The organism is Methanothermobacter sp. CaT2, assembly GCF_000828575.1.
GTDB lineage: Archaea > Methanobacteriota > Methanobacteria > Methanobacteriales > Methanothermobacteraceae > Methanothermobacter.
Map to the genome: position 1 here is coordinate 651,114 of NZ_AP011952.1, position 21,668 is coordinate 672,781.

Here is a 21,668-nt window from a genome sequence, read left to right on the forward strand (position 1 = left end):
CCTCAAGGGTAAAAAACATAACCATGTCCCGCGCAGAAAATAAATTCCGGGGCCCTTCATGAACACCACGGTTGATGTATGGAGATCATGACTCAACATCCACAAGGACCTCAACACGTTTTATGGCCTCATCAACAGCCTCAGGGTCCATAATTATCTTTATGGCACCTTCAGGACACCTCTCAGCGCACCTGCCGCATATGAGGCATTTTCTTGCGTCGTGCTCCAGTTCCTTCCCCACAGCTATGGCACCAGTGAAGCAGGCCTCCTCACAGCGACCGCATAGAACACAGCTGGACTCCTCCCTTTTCAGTTCCACGCCTTCCATTGGTGTTATGGAGGATGCTATGTCCTCAGAGAGGAGTGGCGTCATCTTCCAGAGACAGCAGCATTCACAGCAGCTACAGACCGAGAGGAGTTCATCATGGGGCCCTGAGTTAAGCCAGACAGAGTCTATCCTGTTCCTCCCTATTATATGGACCAGTCCTGCCTCCTGGCATCTTTCAATGTGTTCAAGTGCCTCCTCAGCAGATATGAGTCTTCCGACCTTCTCTGAGATCCTCATGGCTCCGGGGCCCAGGAAGAGGCAGCCAAGGTCATGGGGGTAGCTGCTGCAGCCCGATGAGACCCTGCATATGCAGAAGTCCATCCGGAAGATGTACCTGGACCGGAGTATCATCCTCCTCAGGACCTCCGATGGGAGGGCGACATTCTCAGGCACCTGGATGCGGTGGTTTATCTCGATGGATGAGTTCCTGGGTATGACCTGTATATCGTCCCCCTCAAAGAAGAGTCTCCTTACGAGGTTCCTGAATATCACAGACCTTTCTGTGAGGGATGCGAGTTTAAATCGGGACCTGAATGTCCTCCTTATTATCGCAACACTTATATCTGTGAAGTCAATCACGTGAACCACCCAGTTTTTCTGTGAGGGGATCGCCATCCCCATGGACCCTTCCTCTGTAGTAGGACTTGCCGTGCCTGACTATAAGGGCATGGTACTCCTGGAAGACCCTGAAATCGGGTTCAAGGGACCTTTCGAAGAGTTCCTTTATTCTGTGGTAGCTCTCATCACCGGCTATGAGTCCCAGATGGGTCAGTATCCTCCTTGTGTATGCATCAACCACGAACTCCGGTTTTCTGTAGGCATATAGCAGCACTGAATCCGCGGTTTCAGGACCGACACCCCTTACCTTCAGGAGCTCCTTCCGGGATGGTGTTGAGCCCTCAAGGGATATGAAGAACCCTGCCATTTCGCGGAGGTATGATGCCTTCTGTCTGTAGAAACCAGCACACCTTATGGCCGCCTCAAGTTCAGCGTCGTCCAGGGAGAGTATCCTCTGGGGTTTAAGGGCGTCCATTGCCGCAAGGTTTCTGAGTGCAGATGCAGCAGAGTCCCAGGACGTGTTCTGTGTGAGTATGGAACCTGTGATGACCTCAAAGACCTCCCCATCATCTGATGGTGGGGTGTAATCGCCGGGGTGGTACCTGAGTGTCATTGTATCCCTATCAAGGAGTGGCCACCATCCCTGGGGCCCATAGAGTTCCATGAGGAAACGGTAGATATGCCTGAGCATTTTCATGTTTAATAGGTAAATAAACACCACGGTTAAACATTTAGGTCCTGCGTGAAAACCCTGATTGTAAGGAATCCACATCAACCCCCATCCTCATGATCACAGAACATAAAAAGCAGCACAATCAGTAAACCAGCAATACCCGATGATATATTAATTAAAAGTTACACAGTAAATCCATGAGATATGAAATTTTACACAGACCAAGTTTTAGTATGGCTCACATCGAGCTTGAAAGCGGTGAAGCAATAAAGGCTGAGACAGGTGCAATGGTGAGCATGAGCTCAAACATAGAACTTCAGACGGAGACAGGGGGTCTTCTTGGGGCTTTTAAGAGATCCATTGGAGGGGAAAGCCTTTTCCTTAACACCTTCAGGGCACAGGGTAGGGGGGATGTGCAGCTCGCACCGGCCTATCCGGGTGATGTTGAGGTCCTTGAGACCACGGAGGCCATCTATGCCCAGAGTGGCGCATTCATGGCCGGACCAGAGGATGTGGAGATAGACACAAAACTGGGAGGTTTCAAGACCTTCTTTGCAAGGGAGGGATTATTCCTTCTTAAAATCCAATCCTCAGGACCGGTGTTCCTTTCAAGTTTCGGGGCAATTTACAGCAGGGAACTTGTAAATGAGAGGTTCATAGTGGACACAGGCCACATTGTAGCCTTCACAGAGGGTCTTGATTTCAGTGTGAGAAAGGTTGGTGGACTTAAAAGTACTTTTCTGAGTGGCGAAGGCCTGGTTGCAGAATTTGAAGGTACAGGAACCGTATACATGCAGAGCCGGAGCATTGATAGCTTCGTTGGATGGTTAACACCCATGCTCCCCTCAAGGAGTTAGATTGATACTGTGTGGTGATTCGGTGGCCGGGAACAGTACCGGTGAAATGTTCAGAGTAACGACCTTCGGATCCAGCCATGGTCCTGCAGTGGGTGCCGTTATCGACGGCTGCCCCGCAGGTCTCGAACTGAGTGAGGATGACATACAGCAGGAACTTAACAGGAGGAGGCCTGGAACCAGCGCCCTGACCACTCCACGGGCTGAATCCGACAGGGTCGAGATACTCTCAGGTATATTCAGGGAAAGAACAGATGGCACTCCAATAGCTGGAATCGTCAGAAACCTGGACGCCGACTCAAAAAGTTACAGTAACATTAAGAATACACCAAGGCCGGGGCACGGTGACTACACCTGGAGGGCGAGGTTCAGGAACTACGACTACCGTGGCGGTGGCCGTGGAAGTGGAAGGGTTACCATTGGGCACGTAATCGGTGGGGCCGTTGCAAAGAAACTCATCGGTAATTATGGTTTGACTGTAACAGGCCACGTTGTGCAGGTGGGTGATGTTAAGGCAGACACTGTAAGCCTTAAAAGGATAGGCGAGTATGCTGAGAGCAATCCTGTTCGCTGTGCAGATCCCAGGGCGGCCAGACAGATGGAGGAGGTTATACTCGATGCCCGCAGCAGGGGAGACTCCGTTGGTGGGGTTGTTGAGGTTGTTGTCCTTGGTGCGCCCCCGGGACTTGGTGATCCGGTATTCAGTAAACTCGATGCAGATATGGCCAGGGCCCTAATGGGTATCGGGTCTGTGAAGGGTGTTGAGATCGGGATGGGATTCGAGGTTGCAGAACACCGTGCAAGTGAGATAAACGATGAGTTCTACCTGGATGATGATGGTAAGGTGAGGACAACAACAAACACCTCTGGAGGCATACTTGGAGGGATATCAAGCGGCATGCCAATAACTGCAAGGATAGCAGTAAAGCCCACACCATCCATATCAGTCCCCCAGAAGACAGTTGACCTTGAAAGGATGGAGGAAACAACCATTGAGGTCCGTGGAAGACATGATCCCTGCATCTGCCCCAGGGTTGTGCCTGTTGCAGAGGCTGCGGTTGCAATCGTCCTTGCCGACCATATGATAAGGGCCGGCTTCATCCACCCCACATACATTGGAAAAGAATGAAAGAATCCCTATCTGACCAGAGAGATGACAGCAGAGCTGCTCGAATTCCTTGAGGAGCTGAGCCGCGCCCTCATAGCCTCAGGGAATTCTGTTACAGATACCGAGAGGATCCTGCGGAGTGTCGCCGAGTCCCAGGGCGTGGAGGTTGAGGTCTCGGTCCTCCCAACCATGATCATAATAAAGGCGGAGGGAGAGGTTTCAAGGATGGGCCTTGCAGCCCAGTCCCCCGGGATGATGCCCCTTCACCAGGTCACAGAAATATACAGACTCACCGATGATGTGACATCCCTGAGGATGGAGGTGGGTGAGGCCCTGGGTGAGCTCAGGGGGATATTGAGGGGATCCCACAGGTTCGGCCGCTACGGGATCCTTCTGGGTTATCTTATTCTCTCAATAGGTATAGCACTGCTTATACAGCCAGACCCTGATCTTGTAGTTTATTCATCATTTCTCAGCCTTATAGCAGGCTCCCTGATAGTGGTGGGTTACGGTAACAGGAGGCTCTCCCTCATCATGCCTGTACTGGCATCCTTCACGGTTTCTGGTGTTGCCTTCTTCCTGATCAATACGGGTGCCGTGAGCGGGAACCTCACACTCCTTGTACCGCCGCTGATATACTTTATCCCCGGTGTAACCCTAACCACAGGAATCTATGAACTTGCAAGTGGTGAACTGGTTTCAGGGTCAAGCAGGGTGATATACGGCTGCATGGTTCTTCTCCTCCTCCTGTTTGGTGTCCTGATGGGTATGCAGCTTAACAGGTTTCCGCAGGAGGAATTTGCAGCCATAAAAATATCAGCCATGAGCTACAGCCCGTATCTGGGGGCATTCATATTTGCCGTTGGTATATATCTCTTCCTCTCTGTCTACCGGAGTGATTTTCCATGGATACTTCTTGTGCTCTACAGTGCACTCATGGGACAGCAGCTGGGAAATGTAGCTGGAGGAGGACTCCTCGGGGCATTTCTGGGGGCCCTGTCAATGACACTGGTTGCCAGGGGCATTGAGCTTGCAGGTAAGACTCCGCACTTCGTCACCCTCTACCCGGCCTTCTGGTTCCTTGCTCCCGGGTCCCTGGGTTTCATAGGACTCGCAAATCTCCTGGGGAGGAACTATCTGACATCCGTGGCTGAGATAACACTCTTCGCAATGACTGTGGTTGCAATAGCCCTTGGACTGCTTGTTGGCGCACTGCTCACGGAACCATTCAGTGATAAAATAAGAGCCCCGGGCGGGGATTGAACCCGCGACCTCGGGATTACGAATCCCGCGCTCTCCCACCTAAGCTACCGAGGCCTGAAGTAATTTTTTATGACTTATTGAAACTGAAGCCTTAAATAATTAATGGTCCGCATGTATGATCCTGAACCCTGCCTTGATGTTTGAAAACTCCCATCTGGTCCCTGTTCTAAGGTTTATATGTGTTATGAAGCCCTATCATGATCGAACCCTATCCTAAATGGGAATTTCGGAGGATGTTCATCTCTGACCAGGTAATCATCATCGTTAACGTTTTCATGGCTTTTTTCTAAGTTCTGGTCTGTTTTTGAGGAGTCCCTTTAAATTTCTGTCCTGGCTTTCCACTCTTTCCATCAGGTAAATACTTTGCAGATCCGTAGTATATATGAGTTTTTTGTATAATTCAAAACCTGAAGGTTTTTTGAAGGAACCTGTGTGTGGATGAAGAGAGCCTTCAGGAAATGGTCGGGCTGTCTCCATCCAGGTCAAGTTTCATGCCATCCCTCGCTGCCAGTGTCCTGATACCCGTTGCCTCCTGGACCCTGAATGCCTCCATCTCAGGGTCGTTGAGTATCATCTTCATTCCAAGGTGGGTCATCACTGCAATACCCGGTTTCACATCCTCCACAAGTTTTATGAAATCATCCGTACACATGTGGCCCCTTATATGCTCATCCCCGGGTCTTATGACGCTTGATATGAGGACATCCGCCCCCCGGTGGTAATCTGCAAGTCCATCGAAGTACTCTGTATCCGAGGTATAGGACACTGAAAGATCATCAGCCCTTAACCTGAACCCCACACCTGTCGGGTCCCCATGGACGGTGCCTGTACCTGTAACCTCAAGATCCCCTATATCCACTGTCTCACCGGCTGATAGTGTTATGCATCGTGATCTTCTCATATGGTACTCTGATATGCATGGCCCCCAGTCCCTGTAACCCTCCATTACACTTAAACTTCCCAGGATGGTGCCCCTCTGGCGCGTCATGCCCCTGGTCATTGCCTCTATGAGTACCTCTGCATCGGTGTAGTGGTCAGTGTGTGAGTGGGATACCATCACAGCATCCAGCTTCCTGGGGTCAGAGTCAAACTGATAGGACCTCACAAGCGCCCCTGGACCCGGGTCGATGTGGATGTTCATGCCGGCGATTCCATCAATCCTCAGCCCGCCGGTCATCCTTTTCTGTGTTATGGTGGCGAAATCGTCCGCCACCACTCCCTAGAAACGTTAACCTCATTCAATCACCCATCCTATCTTTCTCCGCCGCCAATAAAAATTTATTCCTCCCTGCGACAGATTATGACGTCACAGTCGACCTTTATATCTCTCCCCTCCACGCAGAGGTTCTCATCCCTTACAGCTATTTTCTCGCCGGGTGAGATGGTGCCGCCATCTGCTACCCTCATGAGTACCATGTCACCTGGACCTGCAACCTTCTTCCAGCGGGTGTCATAGGCCTCAACATCACCTGCAAGTTTAACCTCCACGTGGCTCCCATCCTGCCTCATGACCCTGCCGACCTCGCCCTCTGTGAGGATCCTTGAGGCCAGTTTCATCTCCTCCCGTCGGTCTAGCATCTCCTGTTTGAGTTTGGCCCTCCATTTCTGGAGGAGGCGGACATCCCTCACAATGGTGTCACTCAGAAGTTTGTGGGCGCTCTTCTTATCCAGGGATGGGCTCTTTATGAACAGGTCATATTCGCTGCCAACAGATGGTGTCTGTGAGGATACATGGTCCATGAGTTCCCTGAAGAGGTCAGCAACATCCTTGAGGCTTGTCTTTGTCTTCCACCTCTTTTTAAGGAACCTGTTTGTGATCTCCTTGGCTATCTTATTCCCGAAGACTATTATTGCAGTATCACCCTTTTCCATGCTGGTTATCTTTGAACCTGTGAGTTCAATTATCTGATAGGCCCCTGTTGTTGCATATATCCTTCTTCTTCTTGTCTCAAAGGGTGTTTTCTGGCTTATTTCACCCACAACAACGTCGCCAAGGCTTCTGACCTTGCATGTGTCATCTGTGACCTTTATATTTACGCCAAGCTCCGACGCCCTCCTCTGGAGTTCCTCATCACTTTTTATCTTGCCTGTGTACAGCTCCTCCTCAAGTACCTCTCTACTTGATTTATCACCAAAGTAGGCTATTCTCCGTTTATCTCCAGCTATGACGCATCCCTTGCTACTTATGTAGGTTATGATGAGACTCATTGTGGATCACCCGATCATCTATACACATGAATTTGATGGGACAGTTAATTAAAGGATTCGAATTTTATGATCGCGTCCTTATTAGCAGGGACCCATTCATGAAAAACTGGCATGCATCCTCAGATGAATGAGGTGCAGAGATGAGCCAGCTCGTGGTTGCCGTCTTCTTAGTGCTGAATCCAGAGGAAGTATCAAACAGGGGATGAAGCAGAATGTGACTGAAGAAATGAGGTACAGTCAACCCCTCAATTAATAAAGCGCCATCAACATAAATAATGACGAGGGGGAACCAATGAAAGATGAGTACACCAATTCTCTCATAAAGGAGAAGAGTCCCTATTTACTGCAGCATGCACACAACCCTGTGAACTGGTATCCATGGGGTGATGATGCCTTCAGAAAGGCCCTGGCAGAGAGGAAACCCATATTTTTATCGATAGGATACTCCACATGTCACTGGTGCCATGTGATGGCAAGGGAATCCTTTGAGGACCCTGAAATCGCAGATATACTCAATCGAGACTTTGTTTCTGTTAAGGTGGACCGGGAGGAGCGCCCGGATATTGATGCCATCTACATGAGGGTCTGCCAGATGATGACAGGTGGCGGGGGATGGCCCCTGACTATCATCATGACGCCCGAGGGTGAACCCTTCTTTGCAGGGACCTATTTCCCTCCAGAGGATAGGGGTGGAGTCCCGGGCCTTAAGACGATCCTTGAGAGGGTTGTTATGCTCTGGAAGAATGACCCGAAGGGGATAGTTGAGACCGCGCGGAAGGTCGTGGAGGCCCTGAAGGAAAAGCCTGCTTCATACCAGATTAAACCTGAAACCGTGGATATGGCCTACGAGTACCTCAGGAGGAATTTTGACAGGAAAAATGGTGGTTTCGGGTCTCAGCAAAAATTTCCCACTCCCCACAACATCCACTTCCTGCTCACCTACCACCTCCGGAGGGGTGAGGGGGAGGCCCTTGAGATGGTTAGACTCACCCTGGAGAAGATGAGGTACGGTGGAATATATGACCAGCTGGGTTACGGTTTCCATAGATACGCTGTTGAACCAACATGGACGATACCCCACTTTGAGAAGATGCTCTATGACCAGGCCCTCACAATGACGGCCTACCTTGAGGCCTTCCAGGTGACGGGTGATGAGCTCCACCAGAGGACCGCCCTTGAGATTTCAGAGTATGTCCTCAGGGACCTCAAGTCCCCGGAGGGTGGATTCTACTCGGCCGTGGATGCTGAAAGCGGTGGTGTTGAGGGTGGTTACTACCTCTGGAGGGCATCAGAGATACTGGAGGCCCTCGGTGATGATGCAGACCTTGTAATGCGCTACTTCAATGTTCTTGAGGATGGCAACTTCAGGGGCGAGGTGAGGGGTGAGAACATACTCCATGTGGATTCCCCGGAGAAGGTGGCAGAGGAGTTCAATCTGACCCTCGATGAACTTAATGAGAGGATAGAGGAGGCAAGGAGGGTCCTTCTTGAAAGAAGACTTGAACGTGAGGCCCCCTCTGTGGATGATAAGGTGCTCACAGACTGGAATGGCCTGATGATCGGTGCCCTTGCACGCTGCAGCAGGGTTCTTGACCATGATGAATCCCTCAGGGCAGCTGAAGGGTGCCTTGAATTCATTGAGGACAGGTTAATGTCCGATGGAAGGCTACTTCACAGGTACAGGGATGGCGAGGCAGCCATAAACGGGAAACTGGATGACTACGCATTCCTGATATGGGGTCTCCTTGAAATGTATGATGCGACCCTCCGGGAGGGGTACATCAGAAAAGCCCTTGAACTCACAGAGACCCTCAGGGATAACTTCAGGGACTCTGATGGTGGTTTTTATCTCACAGATGATCCGGATGTTATTGTGAGGCCAAAGGAATCAATGGATGGGGCGATTCCATCAGGTAACTCTGTTCACATGCAGAACCTTCTGAGGCTCGGTGGTCTCCTCGAGGATGAAGAACTGATAGAGGAAGCCAGGGGGATACTGAAAGCCTTCTCCAGGAGGGTTGAATCGTCTCCAGGGGCTCACACATTCCTCCTGTCCTCTGCAGAGTGGGCAGTTTATGGTGGAAGGTCCCTGGTGGTTGTCTGCAGTGGAGAACCAGAAATACCTGCGGTTCTCAGGAAAACCCTGATCCCTGATTTCACCCTCACAGTTATGGGGGGATCAGGTGACTGGTCCTTTGCCCCGGCACACCTCAATGAGAAGGTGGCCCTGGGTGATGGCTGCACCTACTACCTCTGTGATGGCAGCAAATGCCACCCGCCAGCAGAGGACCCTGAAAGGGTCATGGAGTACCTGGGGGTGAAATAGATGGGCAGACAGAAAGACCATGAGAAGGGTCCCGGTGAAATTATGGAGAGCCACAGGCACCATGAGAATAAGGGTAAGATGATGGACAGCCACAGGCACCACGAGGAGGAGTACCGGAGGAGGTTCATCATATGCCTCCTCATGACCATACCCGTGATCCTTTTAGGGGAGCTTCCAACTGGCAACGTCCTGTTAAGTTTTGAGGGCAGCGAATTTCTGGTGCTCATTCTATCATCAGCAATATTCCTGTATGGGGGATACCCCTTCCTCAGGGGGTCCCTTCGTGAGCTATCATCACGCACCCCCGGTATGATGACACTCATTGCAGTTGCAATAACAGTTGCATACACCTACAGCCTCGGGGTGATTCTGGGCCTCGAGGGAATGGTATTCTTTGTTGAACTCGTCACACTGATAGATGTTATGCTCCTGGGTCACTGGATCGAGATGAGATCCATAAGGAGTGCATCAGGGGCTGTTGAGAGGCTTGCAGGACTGCTGCCCAGGAGGGCCCACCTGGTGGTTGACGGCAAGGTTGAGGACGTTGATGTGAGCACCCTCAAACCAGGTGACATTGTGGTTGTGAGGTCCGGTGAGAGGGTACCCTCAGATGGGACCGTCATCAGGGGGGAGTCCCATGTCAATGAATCACTGCTGACAGGGGAATCAAGACCCATAAAGAAGGTGCCGGGGGATGGTGTCATCGGGGGCTCCATAAACACTGGGGGGTCCCTCACGGTGGAGGTTGAACGTGTGGGTGAGGAGTCCTTCATCTCCCAGATCATTGAACTCGTTGGCAGAGCCCAGGAGGGCAGGACAAGGACACAGGTCCTTGCGGACAGAGCCGCCTTCTGGTTAACCTCCATCGCCCTCCTCGGTGGGCTTCTAACCTTCATCGCCTGGTCCTGGCTGGGGATGGACGTATTCTTCTCCCTTGAAAGGGCCGTCACCCTCATGGTCACCGCCTGCCCCCATGCACTGGGACTTGCAATACCCCTCGTTATAGCCGTCTCAACAGCCATCTCCGCAGGGCGGGGTATACTCATAAGGAACCGTGAATCCTTTGAGAATGCCCGGGACCCTGATGTGGTTGTATTTGACAAGACAGGGACACTCACCATGGGTGAGCTTGGAATAACCGATGTTATATCCTTTGACCCTGAAATGGATGAGGGAGAAATATTATCCTACGCCGCGGCCGTTGAATCAGGATCAAGCCACCCCATAGCAAGGGGGATAGTTGAAGCCGTTGCTGAGGTCCTCCCGGTGGAGAACTTCAACTCAATTGAGGGCAGGGGTGTGATGGGGCATGTTAACGGCTCAGTGGTGAAGGTACTCAGTTACGGCTACACAGAGGAGCTTGGTTTCAGCATCAGTGACCCCCGGGTTGATGAACTGATAGGTCAGGCCAAGACCACCGTATTTGTGATTGTGGATGATGAACTAAGGGGCTGCATCGCCCTTGCAGACATGATAAGGCCCGAGGCCCGGGAGGCTGTGGGGATCCTCAGATCAAGGGGTGTCAGGTGCCTCATGTTAACAGGTGACAGCAGTGCAGTGGCTGGGTGGGTGGCCTCAGAGGTTGGTATAGACGATTACATGGCTGAGCTCATACCCATTGAGAAGTATGATGAAATAAGGAAGCTTCAGGAGGATGGGCTGAGGGTTGTAATGGTCGGTGATGGTGTCAACGATGCCCCGGCCCTTGTACAGGCAGACATTGGTGTTGCAATAGGGGCCGGAACGGATGTTGCAATCGAGAGTGCCGATGTTGTCCTTGTGAGGAGCAACCCCCTTGACGTTGTGGACCTGATGGATCTTGCAGCAGCCACCTACAGCAAGATGAAGGAGAACCTCATCTGGGCCACAGGATACAATGTCATAGCCCTCCCTCTGGCGGCAGGAGTCCTCTACGGGCAGGGTATCATCCTCAGTCCCGCCATGGGAGCCATCCTGATGTCACTGAGCACCGTCATAGTCGCCCTGAACGCAAGGACCTTCAGCTTCAGTGGGCAGAGCGGCCGTTAAATCATGCCTCAGCAACAAAAATGGGCTTAGAAATTTCATTCACTCAACCACGTACCATCAAAATCCATGCCTCAGCAGCTGCCAGACATAAAATGAAAGGATTTAATATGATGTTCTACATAGTATCCTATGTAAAAAAGGATGGGTGAAGAAAATGAAAAGAACCCTTGAAAACCTTACAAAGGCCTTTATTGGTGAGAGCCAGGCAAGGAACAGGTACACCTTCTATGCCAAAATCGCCAAGAAGGAAGGATTTGAGCAGATATCCGAGATATTCCTGACCACGGCGGATAATGAGAGGGAGCATGCCAAGTGGCTCTTCCGCCTGATAAATGACCTCAAAAAGGAGGCCGCTGAGGACCTCAGCTCAATCGTGGTAGATGCGGAGGCTCCCCTCACACTTGGAACCACAGATGAGAATCTCATAGCAGCCATTGAGGGTGAGCACTATGAGAACAGCGAGATGTACCCTGAATTTGCTGATGTGGCAGAGGAGGAGGGATACCCTGAAATTGCAAAGAGGCTCAGAGCAATAGCCGAGGCAGAGAAACACCACGAGGAACGCTACAGAAAGCTCCTCAAGCTGGTTGAGACAGGTAAGGTTTACAGGAAGGATGAACCCGTGACCTGGGTCTGCAGAAAATGCGGCTACGTCCATGAGGGAACAGAACCACCTGAGAAGTGTCCATCATGTGACCATCCGTCCAGGTACTTCCAGGTGAAATGTGAGGACTACTGAAGGGTCACCAATGACAGAAACCAACCAGATATTCAGATGCAACGTCTGCGGAAATATCGTTGAAGTCCTTAACCCCGGAGCTGGACAGCTTGTATGCTGTAATCAGCCCATGGAACTACTGGTTGCAAGAAGAACCGATGTTGGACCAGAGAAGCATGTCCCGGTGGTCGAAGAAACCGGTACTGGCATCAGGGTTAAGGTGGGTGAGGTTCCACACCCCATGGAGGAGAACCACTACATCCAGTGGATAGAGTTTATTGCCGGAGACATGGTCTACAGGAAGGACCTGAACCCTGGAGACAGTCCAGAGGCAGAGTTCCCTGTTGAGATGGCTTCAGACTTCATGGTGAGGATCTACTGCAATATACATGGTCTCTGGTACTGAGACACAGATTACCCTTTTTAGCTAGGGGGTCCCGGTGTGAAGATTAAGTATGCCACCATAATAGTTGACGAGATGGAGGAGTCTGTTAAGTTCTACAGGGATGTGATGGGGTTCACTGTAGACAGCCATTACGATCTTGGAGCCAGCGGAGAGATAACAATCCTGAGGGGTGAAGGAGAAGCCATGGTGGAGCTGATCAAAAACCCCACCGATAAACCCGGATTTTTTTCAATAGGAATGGAGGTCGATGACCTCGAAACCACCCTGAATGATCTGAGATCGCGGGGAGCAAGGGTCCTTATGGAACCGACACCAATAACGGTGGGGCTCCTGGCATTCATAGAGGACCCGAATGGAGTCCGTATAGCCCTGATTGAGCACCGTTGATCAATAAATAAATCGTCACACTGAAACATCCTGAACCCCAAAACTTTTATTTTCCAGAATATAAAGAAATCCAACATGAAGCGTATCCATTTTATTAGCCTTTTAATTCTCGTTGTGGCTGTGAGTGGTTGTATAAACTCGGGAAACGGCAGCATAAACCAGCTGGTGCCCGAGATAAACGACCATATAAAGAAGGGTGACTCCTATTTCAATGAATCCGCCATTGCAGCCAACAGCTTCAAACTCGATGAGGCACTATCAAAGTGTGAAGTCGCAGCTTCAGAGTACAGGTCCGCCAGGGACCTTGCATCGGAGGCCCTGGGCTATGCCAGGAACAGTGCAGACCCGGTAATTGTTAATTACCTCGAAATCCTTGTATCTGAACTTGAGGCCAAGATAAATGCAACCATTGAACTTAAAAATGCCATCCAGATGCTCAGTATCAATGAAACGGAAAACGGTAACTCCAACATTGAAATGGCAAACAGCTACATGAGGACAGCAAAGGAGCTTGAAAGTGAAAGGATGGAAATTGTGAAAAAAAATCCGGAAAAATTCAGCTAAACGATCAGACTCATCCAGGTCATTTTTAATCCCCCCTTTCAACCTCCAGGAACCTCTCACCTGTCCATTTCACAGCCAGGGATCCGAGGGGTGCTGTGAAGAGGATGGCAAGTACAGCCATTGCGAGTATTGTTTCACCGGCATCCACTCCAGCAGCAAGGGGTATTGCTCCTATAGCTGCCTGGACTGTGGCCTTTGGTATGTATGCTGCTATGCAGAACACCTTCTCCTTCAGGTTAAGATCCGTTCCCCTGAGGGAGAGCAGGACACCGAGGCTCCTCACCATCAGTCCAACGGTGATCACTGTAAGTCCCAGAAGGCCAACATGGAATATGAGCCTCACATCCACCTGTGCACCTACAAGGACGAAGAGGAGTATCTCCGCGAATATCCAGACCTTGTTGAACTTCTCAGATAATTTGAGTCCAGTCTCGGGCATCCTCTCGAGGATGACAAGTCCCACCACCATGACACCCACAAGGGCGGCTATCGGGAGATATGTGCTAATAAGGTCCCCCATGTTCTTGAGGAGGATGGCTGCACCCAGGATTATGAGGGTTTTCTCGGTGTTCCTTATCTCAAACCTCCTGAAGAGATATACCAGGGCAAGACCAAGTGCAAGGCCTCCAGTTATCCCCGTCAGGATTGATAGTGGAACTCCAATGGCCTCGACAAGGAGGTTAACCTGCTGTCCCTGATATATTCCGAGGAATACAGAGAACAGCGTTATTGAAACAACATCATCAACTGATGCCCCCGTCAGTATAATCGTGGGTATGCCCTTGGCTGTTCCCATCCTCCTCTCAATGAATGAGAGCATCTGGGGAACTATGACTGCCGGTGAGACTGCGGCTATAACAAAACCCAGTATACCCGCCTCAATGATGGGAAGTTCAAGTATGTAGTGTGAGGCCACCATCACCGCAAGGCCCTCAAAGACGTCCGGGATGAAGCTCATCTTGACTGCAGTCATTCCCACCTTCCTGAGGCTCTCGAAGTTTATACCAAACCCTGCCCTCAGAAGGATTATTATGAGGGCTATAACCCTGAGGTCGGGGGATATATCCATTATGCTCTTTGATATGAGGTTCAATCCGTGGGGGCCTATAAGGATACCCAGTATCAGCATCCCAAGGATTCCGGGGAGCCTTGCCCTGGTGAAAACCCTGTTGAATAGAAGACCAAGTAGTATGATAACAGCTACGCTAAATGCAACGTACTCCAAATTCATACCTCCACTTTGAGGAAAGTTTCTCCCACATTCTTATGCAGGAGTCATCAGCCAGAAAAAGCGGTTAAAGGTGGACTCCATCACCTGCAGGATGTAATTTATCTCCATATTTATCCATTATATACTTTATGAATGATGAACATGTTCTTTCAGTTAGTATAAAAAAGTGGAAAATCTCCGGGACCCGGAAATTTATGTTCCAGGAGAAGGCATTTAACCAGCAGACCTGAATCCTTCAAGTCCAAGAAGAATGACCAGAGCTGCGGACTGTGTGATGATCGAGAATGCCACAAGTCCGGGTACAGAGAGTCCATAGAGGTAACCCATGATGAGGCTTCCTGAAAACCATGCCACACCGAAGATGGTGTTAAATGTACCGTAGGCAGAGCCCCTCCTCTCCGGAGATGAGAATACAGAAACAGCCGCCCTCATAACAGACTCCTGGGCCCCCATGCCCACACCCCAGAGTACAGCACCCACAAATGCAGCCAATGAGCCTCCAAGGAAGGAGAGGGGTGCATAGAACATTGAAACGAGAACTGCGAGGGCCATCACCCTGAAACCGTACCTGTCGAAGTATCTGCCAGATACCAGGGCTGAGAGGGCATCTATGAGCATTGCGAGTGCATATATAAGGGGGATGTTTGAGGGATCCAGAACACTCCTGACTCCAAGGTGATATCCAATCAGTGGGAAATCAGCATATCCAAGGGCAACGAAGCATACCGAAGCAAGATAAAGCCAGTAAGCCCCCCTGAAATCTCTGTAATCAATTTCTCCTGATGCTTCAAGTTCAGAGGGCCTCGGGAACAGGAGGTAACCGGTGACAAGTACTGCAATGGCAATAATGGCAGGTGCCAGGAGAACCAGGAAGCCCTCCCTGTAGCCTCCACCGGATGCGAGAACAATAAAGACTATTAAGGGACCTGCAACTGCACCTATCTGATCCAGGGCCTCATGCAACCCAAATCCGGCTCCATGACCCATATCAGAGGAGGCGTATGATAGCATTGCATCCCTTGGTGGTGTCCTGAGGCCCTTACCGAGCCTCTCAAGTATGATCAGCAAAACCGCAACCTGCCAGTTACCTGCAAATGCAAGGAGGGGAACTGCAAGCAGGTTTATGAGGTACCCGGCAAAGGTTATGAGCCAGTACCTCCCGGTTCTATCAGAGATGTAGCCCGAGAGAAACCTCACAAGGTATCCAGATAGCTCCCCGAAACCGGCTGCAAATCCAACCATGAATGCGCTTGCACCCAGAAAAGCCAGAAATGGACCCGTTATCCCCCTACCACCCTCATAGGTCATATCAGCGAAGAGGCTCACGATTCCGAGGATTACAATGAATACCGTTGATTTCCTCATGATGGTACTCCCTTCAACAAGATTTCCTCAGCATGCGAGCAGTGTTTCACCATCCATGAATACTGGCCAGCATGTAAATTGCCCTGTAGGTGTACTCCGGTTCAGATATCCCCATATAGACGGACCTCCTGAAACCACCATCGGGATTCCTTATTTTCATTATAAACCGTGTGACATCACTCACCTTACCCCTCAGGATCTCATTGATGCGGAACCCCGAATGGACGGTTTCAATGTATGGTGGATATGATATGGGTGTGAAGTTCCAGGCACCATCCGAGAAGCAGGAGTCTGTGAACTGAAGGACCTCATCGCCCGGAATCTTCATGCCATGGCCGTTGAGTATCTCAAGGGCAAAGCGGGTGTTGATTATATCTGAACCATAGGCACCGAATCCCCCATCCTCATTCTGAATTGAGAGGACCCATTCCGGTATTTCATCAAGGTATTCCCCATGCATCCTGAGGACGGAGTCCATGTAGAAGGTTATCTCAAGGCTTGATTTCCTGTATGATGTCCTCAGCATCTCAGTGAATTTCTCAGGTATTTCAAAGTTCCTGCCATAATCCCTGAGGATACTGCACCTGTAGAAGAGTCCCTGGGCAGCGAAGGTCCCTCCCCTGTGGACATCCTCGAGCCAGTCCAGGGTCTCCTCAAGCCGGGGCGGCTCATGGTCAAGGACCTCGAAGGACCTGATGGCATAGTAGGTGTTCTTTGAATCTGGCAGTCCCTCATAGAGTGTGTAACCGCCGCTGGAATGTCTCCTTTTATTGAGAAAACTTATGACCGAATTTTTCAGTGCTGGGGGATCAAACATTCATAACCTCCCTCTCAGGGCACACAAATATATATGGATTCCAGTTTAATATAATAAACCTAACATTTATCATTTAAATAAATCGTTTCTATGAGGAATACCATGATTCAGTCATGTAATGAATGTAAGGGTAAAGGTTACCGTGTTAAGAGTTACAAGATATGCAGCGCATGCCATGGAACAGGTTTCAGATCAACAGAGGATATAAAGGATCATTTCAAGGGTGTTTCAAACAGTGCAAGGCAGAGGTTCGACCTCGAGGACTCCCATGAGGTCCCCTGTGAGGTATGCAGGGGTAAGGGTGAGGTGGAGGTGAGGGAAACCTGCCCCACCTGTGGCGGTAAGGGTGAGGTTAACATCTGCCCATCATGTGGAAGGATGATGAAGGGTAGGGATGAGTACTGCCCGGAATGTCAGAAGAAGGAGAAGGTCTACATCCTCCACCCTGCATGCACAATGGACGACCTCGAGGTTGGAAGCATATACCGTGGGAAGATAACCAGGGTTGAAAAATATGGGGTCTTTGTGAGCCTCAACAGCCACGTCTGGGGACTCATGAGGGGATTGTTCCCAGACTACAAGGTGGGGGATGAACTATTCGTCAGGGTATCCCAGGTGAAACCCTACAAGGGCGAGGTGGACATGATCCCGGCCAGTATAAAGGGGCCCTACGAGGTTATCAAGTTAAAGAAGGACCTGCCAAGGACGAGGATAGCAGACATAGATACAAAGAGCCTTGGTAAAACCGTGCGGATAGTGGGGGAGGTCATTCAGATCCAGCAGACATCCGGTCCAACCATATTCACGGTATCCGATGAAACCGGGACCACATGGGCTGCGGCCTTCGATGAGCCAGGTATAAGGGTCTACCCCCACATACAGATCGGCCACATAGTTGAGGTTATAGGAGAGGTTAACCAGCACACAGGAAAGATTCAGATCGAATCCGAGTCAATTGAACGCCTCATAGGTAATGAAGCTGCGGAAGCCAGGCGGCTCATCGATGAGGCCATAGACAGGAGGGCTGAACCAGAAAGAAAGGACCTCTTAATTGAAAGCGAAACCCTGGAAAAATTAAGACCAAAACTTGTGGAGGCGGCCAAGGCAATAAGGAGGGCCGTCTATGATGGAAGATCCATCCTTGTGAGGCACCATGCAGACGCTGATGGTATCTGTGCCGGTGTTGCCATTGAAAAGGCTGTTTTACCCCTCCTCCGTGACCTCAACCCCAGCACAGATGCTGAGTGGCACTACTTCAAGAGGGCCCCCAGCAAGGCACCCTTCTATGAACTCGAGGACGTTGTGAAGGACCTCTCATATGCCCTGGAGGACCTCGAGAGGCACGGGCAGAAACTGCCGCTCCTTGTACTGCTTGATAACGGGTCGACAGAGGAGGATATACTTGCCCTCATGAAGGCCAAGATATATGACATTGAAATCGTGGTTGTGGACCACCACTACCCTGGCGAGGTCCAGGATGGACGTGTTGAGGTTGATGAATATGTTGACACCCACGTGAATCCATACCTGGTCGGTGGCGACTCCCAGATAACTGCGGGGGCGCTGTCAGTGGAGATAGCCAAGATGATAAACCCTGAAATTGCAGAGAGGATTCTCCATCTCCCTGGTATCGCTGCGGTTGGTGACCATGCGAACTCCCCTGAGGCCGAGGCCTACATTGAACTTGCAGCAGAGCGCGGCTATGAAAGGGAGGACCTTGAAAGGATCGCCGCATGTATAGACTTCGAGGCCTTCTACCTCAGGTTCATGAACGGGAGGGGCATCATCGACACCATACTTGGGCTTGGAAGTCTTGATAAACACAAGAAACTGGTTGATGCGCTCTACAGGGAATACGAGAGGAAGGTTGACACCCAGCTCAGGGCAGCCATACCCAACCTCAAATCCACAAGGCTGCCCAACGGGATACTCTTCAATGTCCTGGATGTTGAGAAGTACTCACACCGCTTCACATTCCCTGCCCCGGGGAAGACCTGTGGATTCGTCCATGATTACATGGTCCAGAAGCATGGTGAGGACACACCCATAATCACCCTGGCCTACGGACCTGACTTCGGTGTTATAAGGGCCACTGATGCTGTCAATGAGAAATTTGGATTTAACCTCAACGAGATAGTCTGGGAACTCGCAGAGGAGATCCCAGAGGCAGTGATAGATGGTGGTGGCCATGAATGTGCCGGTTCACTCAAGTATATTGAGGGACTCTCAAAGAAGGTGCTATCAGCCTTTGCAGAGAAGGTTGCAGCCCTTAAGGGGTGATCCCTCTGACCACTAAATAAGATTGAAACAGGGCATGGAGCCATGAGTGGCGTTAAATTTTCTGGAGCATGGCCTAAACTTTCTTTTTGCCCTCTTCCTTAATCCTGAAGTAATAGTCGCAGTGATCTGCTATGGGGCACTCCTCATGGCGTGGACCCAGAGGCCTGCATATGTCCTGGCCGAACTGTACCATGAGGTCATTGAGCTCTATCCAGTATTCCCTGGGAATCACCTTCATCAGTGCCCTCTCGGTCTCCTCGGGGGTCCTGGTATCCACAAGTCCTATCCTGTTGGATATCCTATGGACATGGGTATCCACCGGTATGGCTGGCCTGCCAAAGGCATAGACCAGGACACAGTTGGCTGTCTTTCTGCCCACCCCGGGGAGTTTCAGGAGCTCGTTGATGTCATCCGGCACCTTACCATCATATTCCTCGAGGATTATCCTGGAAACCTCCCTCACCCTCCTGGCCTTCACATGATAGAAGCCTGCCTTCCTGATGAGGGCTTCGATTTCCTCGAGGGGTGCATAGGCCACATCCTCAATGGAGGGGTACCTCTCAAAGAGACTGGCTGTGGCCTCATCGGTGTTCTCATCCCTTGTCCTCTGTGACAGGATGGTCCTTATAAGTACGCGGTAGGGGTCACGGTCCTCAAAGACCCTCATGGAGTATACACTCCTCAGACCCCCAATTATGGCATCAATATCCTTGATGAGATCACCAGAAAAAAGTTTATCCTGAGAAAAAAAGATGAAATCAGTTGAGCTTTTCAAGTAGAACTTCAAGGCCCTCCATGAGCCCACTGCCCTCCGTTGCAACTGTAGGGAATACCTCCACTTCGGAGTCTATTTCCAGTTCAGAATCATCGAGGTCCTGTTTATTTGAGAATACAACGTAGGGTATGTTTTTCTCATCAAGTTCAGCCATTATTTCCTTCTCCGCCAGGGTGACGCCCCTTGAGTTATCAACAACTATTATTGCAGCGTCAAGGCCGTTTGATATTATCTCAAGCATGAACTTGAATCTCTCATGGCCGGGTGTTGCAAAGAGGTGTATCTTCTCACCATTAACAATGCAGTTACCATAATCAAGTGCAAGTGTTGTGCCCTTGTATTCAACCTTGGTTATCTTATCACAGAGCTGTTCAAGGGTTGTTGTTTTACCGGTATCATAATCTCCAAAGATTACAACCTTTGTCTCCTTGGCTTTCTTCATATAATCAACTCACAGTCATTCAGTTAGTCTAACATTTGAATATGGGTTAACCCTATTTTATATATTTTAGGATAAATTCATTCTGCAACCAATCTGCATCATCCTCTCTGGGAAATCAGGGAATGATACGCTGAAAACCTCTGCATCCCTTATAGTTATACCCTCCCTGAGGCCTATGAGTGTGAAGGCCATTGCAAGTCTGTGGTCACCATGGGACCAGACAGTCCCCCCGGAGGCACCTCCCTCTATGATCATCCCATCGGGAAGTTCGGTGACATCCACTCCAAGTCTTCTGAGTTCAGCAGCGCATGTGCTTATCCTGTCTGTTTCCTTGTACCTTGCATGTTCAACACCGCCTATCTCGGTCCGGCCAGTTGCAAGGGCCCCGAGGACAGCCACCGTTGGCAGGAGGTCGGGGGCGTCGTGGAGGTTGACGGAGACCCCAGAGAGCTCACCGGTGGAGGCTATCCTGACGTGGTCCTCCCCCCTCCTTACCTCGGCCCCCATATCACTGATTATGTCCAGTATGATGCGGTCTCCCTGCCTCGAATCCCTGAAGAGGTTTTCGATGAGGACATCCCCACCTGCAGCAGCCACCGCCCCTGCAAGGTAGGATGCTGATGAGTAGTCACCCTCAACCGTGTAGTCCAGTCCCCTGTAAACTGCTGGTTCAACCCGGAAGGTGCCTTCGGAGTAATCAACGGGGACAGAGAACCTCTCCATCACATCAACTGTCATGTCAACGTAGGGCCTTGAGATGAAGTCGCCCTCCACCATCACTTCAACACCCTCGGTGAGGGGTGCTGCGATGAGGATGGATGATATGAACTGTGAACTGACATCCCCCCTGATGGATGTACTGCCACCCCTTAAACCACCCCTTACGATAATCGGTGGAAGTCCATTCATCCGTGATGACAGTGCCTCGACACCGAGGGGTCTCAGGGCATCAAGGAGTGGCTGCATTGGCCTTGTTCTGAGGGATTCGTCCCCTGTGAGTACCGTGTAGTTTTCTGCAAGGCCAGCCACAGAGGTCATGAGGCGGAGGGTTGTGCCAGAGTTCCCCAGATAGATAACGTCATCAGGGGTTTCAAGTTCCCCTCCGCTTCCATGCACGGTCCAGGCATCCCCCTCATCAACCCTTATGCCGAAGGCCCTGCAGGCGTTCAGGGACGAAAGGGTGTCCTCGGCTATGAGTGGGTCCCTGATCTCTGATACCCCCTCTGCCAGTGCTGCGATTATGACTGCCCGGTGGGTGTAGCTCTTCGATGGGGGTGCCTTAACGGTTCCTTCAAGGTTACCTGATTTTTCAACTGTGAGATCCATAAAAACACCTG

20 protein-coding genes, 1 tRNA gene and 1 riboswitch are annotated in these 21,668 nt (G+C 50.7%); of the genes, 10 read left to right on the forward strand and 11 right to left on the reverse strand.

Going from position 1 to position 21,668, the window contains the following annotated elements; translation table 11 throughout:
- Positions 1 to 85 precede the first annotated feature (85 nt).
- Both MTCT_RS03330 and MTCT_RS03335 read right to left on the reverse strand, forming a co-directional pair.
- A complete protein-coding gene (locus MTCT_RS03330) occupies positions 86 to 949 on the reverse strand; it encodes a 4Fe-4S binding protein (protein WP_231855361.1) in 864 nt (287 codons plus the stop codon).
- Positions 900 to 1,583 carry an endonuclease III domain-containing protein gene (locus MTCT_RS03335; protein WP_048175472.1) on the reverse strand — a complete coding sequence of 228 codons (684 nt, stop codon included), beginning with the start codon at positions 1,581 to 1,583 and terminating at the stop codon, positions 900 to 902. Before MTCT_RS03335 ends, MTCT_RS03330 begins: the two co-directional genes overlap by 50 nt.
- Before the next feature lie 173 nt (positions 1,584 to 1,756).
- On the opposite strand from MTCT_RS03335, the gene MTCT_RS03340 reads away from it, so the two are divergent.
- From MTCT_RS03340 to MTCT_RS09130, 3 genes are read left to right on the forward strand one after another with little or no spacing between them, the layout of a single operon-like run.
- Positions 1,757 to 2,416, forward strand: coding sequence for a TIGR00266 family protein (locus tag MTCT_RS03340; RefSeq protein WP_048175473.1), 660 nt, complete (start codon positions 1,757 to 1,759; stop codon positions 2,414 to 2,416).
- A gap of 46 nt (positions 2,417 to 2,462) precedes the next feature.
- Positions 2,463 to 3,542: a chorismate synthase gene (aroC, locus tag MTCT_RS03345; RefSeq protein WP_048176569.1), complete on the forward strand. Its 1,080-nt coding sequence runs from the start codon at positions 2,463 to 2,465 to the stop codon at positions 3,540 to 3,542.
- 24 nt (positions 3,543 to 3,566) lie between these two features.
- Positions 3,567 to 4,784 (forward strand): threonine/serine exporter ThrE family protein, encoded by a 1,218-nt coding sequence (locus MTCT_RS09130; protein ID WP_084126167.1) that lies wholly within the window; start codon positions 3,567 to 3,569, stop codon positions 4,782 to 4,784.
- On the opposite strand, the gene MTCT_RS03350 is transcribed toward MTCT_RS09130, so the two are convergent.
- The 3 genes from MTCT_RS03350 to MTCT_RS03360 form a co-directional block, all read right to left on the reverse strand.
- Positions 4,766 to 4,838, reverse strand: a tRNA-Thr gene (locus MTCT_RS03350). The two genes, MTCT_RS09130 and MTCT_RS03350, sit on opposite strands and share 19 nt — an antisense overlap.
- 397 nt (positions 4,839 to 5,235) lie before the next feature.
- On the reverse strand, positions 5,236 to 6,000 hold the full coding sequence (locus MTCT_RS03355) for an MBL fold metallo-hydrolase (protein ID WP_342769714.1): 765 nt from the start codon (positions 5,998 to 6,000) through the stop codon (positions 5,236 to 5,238).
- Between the two features lie 62 nt (positions 6,001 to 6,062).
- Complete coding sequence (locus tag MTCT_RS03360) at positions 6,063 to 6,992, reverse strand: DUF2121 family protein (protein ID WP_048175474.1); 930 nt, start codon at positions 6,990 to 6,992, stop codon at positions 6,063 to 6,065.
- A gap of 292 nt (positions 6,993 to 7,284) precedes the next feature.
- On the opposite strand from MTCT_RS03360, the gene MTCT_RS03365 reads away from it, so the two are divergent.
- From MTCT_RS03365 to MTCT_RS03390, 6 genes are all read left to right on the forward strand, one after another.
- Positions 7,285 to 9,318 carry a thioredoxin domain-containing protein gene (locus tag MTCT_RS03365; protein ID WP_048175475.1) on the forward strand — a complete coding sequence of 678 codons (2,034 nt, stop codon included), beginning with the start codon at positions 7,285 to 7,287 and terminating at the stop codon, positions 9,316 to 9,318.
- On the forward strand, positions 9,319 to 11,346 hold the full coding sequence (locus MTCT_RS03370) for a heavy metal translocating P-type ATPase (protein ID WP_052457326.1): 2,028 nt from the start codon (positions 9,319 to 9,321) through the stop codon (positions 11,344 to 11,346).
- Positions 11,347 to 11,500: 154 nt separating this feature from the next.
- Positions 11,501 to 12,085, forward strand: coding sequence for a rubrerythrin (rbr, locus tag MTCT_RS03375; protein ID WP_048175476.1), 585 nt, complete (start codon positions 11,501 to 11,503; stop codon positions 12,083 to 12,085).
- 10 nt (positions 12,086 to 12,095) lie between these two features.
- Positions 12,096 to 12,470, forward strand: coding sequence for a desulfoferrodoxin (locus MTCT_RS03380; protein ID WP_048175477.1), 375 nt, complete (start codon positions 12,096 to 12,098; stop codon positions 12,468 to 12,470).
- A gap of 36 nt (positions 12,471 to 12,506) precedes the next feature.
- On the forward strand, positions 12,507 to 12,857 hold the full coding sequence (locus MTCT_RS03385) for a VOC family protein (protein WP_048175478.1): 351 nt from the start codon (positions 12,507 to 12,509) through the stop codon (positions 12,855 to 12,857).
- Positions 12,858 to 12,932: 75 nt separating this feature from the next.
- Positions 12,933 to 13,421, forward strand: coding sequence for a hypothetical protein (locus MTCT_RS03390; RefSeq protein ID WP_048175479.1), 489 nt, complete (start codon positions 12,933 to 12,935; stop codon positions 13,419 to 13,421).
- A 25-nt stretch (positions 13,422 to 13,446) separates the two neighbouring features.
- Here MTCT_RS03390 and MTCT_RS03395 read toward each other — a convergent pair whose 3' ends face one another.
- From MTCT_RS03395 to MTCT_RS03405, 3 genes are all read right to left on the reverse strand, one after another.
- On the reverse strand, positions 13,447 to 14,652 hold the full coding sequence (locus MTCT_RS03395; protein ID WP_048175480.1) for a sodium:proton antiporter: 1,206 nt from the start codon (positions 14,650 to 14,652) through the stop codon (positions 13,447 to 13,449).
- A 31-nt stretch (positions 14,653 to 14,683) separates the two neighbouring features.
- Positions 14,684 to 14,746: riboswitch (Fluoride riboswitch) on the reverse strand.
- A 119-nt stretch (positions 14,747 to 14,865) separates the two neighbouring features.
- A complete protein-coding gene (locus MTCT_RS03400) occupies positions 14,866 to 16,017 on the reverse strand; it encodes an MFS transporter (RefSeq protein ID WP_048175481.1) in 1,152 nt (383 codons plus the stop codon).
- A 46-nt stretch (positions 16,018 to 16,063) separates the two neighbouring features.
- Complete coding sequence (locus tag MTCT_RS03405) at positions 16,064 to 16,834, reverse strand: prenyltransferase/squalene oxidase repeat-containing protein (protein ID WP_010876400.1); 771 nt, start codon at positions 16,832 to 16,834, stop codon at positions 16,064 to 16,066.
- 102 nt (positions 16,835 to 16,936) lie between these two features.
- Here MTCT_RS03405 and MTCT_RS03410 point away from each other — a divergent pair, with 102 nt between their 5' ends.
- Positions 16,937 to 19,114, forward strand: a complete 2,178-nt coding sequence (locus tag MTCT_RS03410; protein WP_048175482.1) for a DHH family phosphoesterase — start codon at positions 16,937 to 16,939, stop codon at positions 19,112 to 19,114.
- Between the two features lie 73 nt (positions 19,115 to 19,187).
- Here the strand turns inward: MTCT_RS03410 and nth are convergent, their stop codons facing one another.
- The 3 genes from nth to aroA form a co-directional block, all read right to left on the reverse strand.
- A complete protein-coding gene (gene nth / locus MTCT_RS03415) occupies positions 19,188 to 19,781 on the reverse strand; it encodes an endonuclease III (protein ID WP_143485759.1) in 594 nt (197 codons plus the stop codon).
- 91 nt (positions 19,782 to 19,872) lie between these two features.
- On the reverse strand, positions 19,873 to 20,331 hold the full coding sequence (locus MTCT_RS03420; protein ID WP_010876403.1) for an ATP/GTP-binding protein: 459 nt from the start codon (positions 20,329 to 20,331) through the stop codon (positions 19,873 to 19,875).
- A 66-nt stretch (positions 20,332 to 20,397) separates the two neighbouring features.
- Positions 20,398 to 21,657, reverse strand: a complete 1,260-nt coding sequence (gene aroA, locus MTCT_RS03425) for a 3-phosphoshikimate 1-carboxyvinyltransferase (RefSeq protein WP_010876404.1) — start codon at positions 21,655 to 21,657, stop codon at positions 20,398 to 20,400.
- Between the last annotated feature and the right edge of the window lie 11 nt (positions 21,658 to 21,668).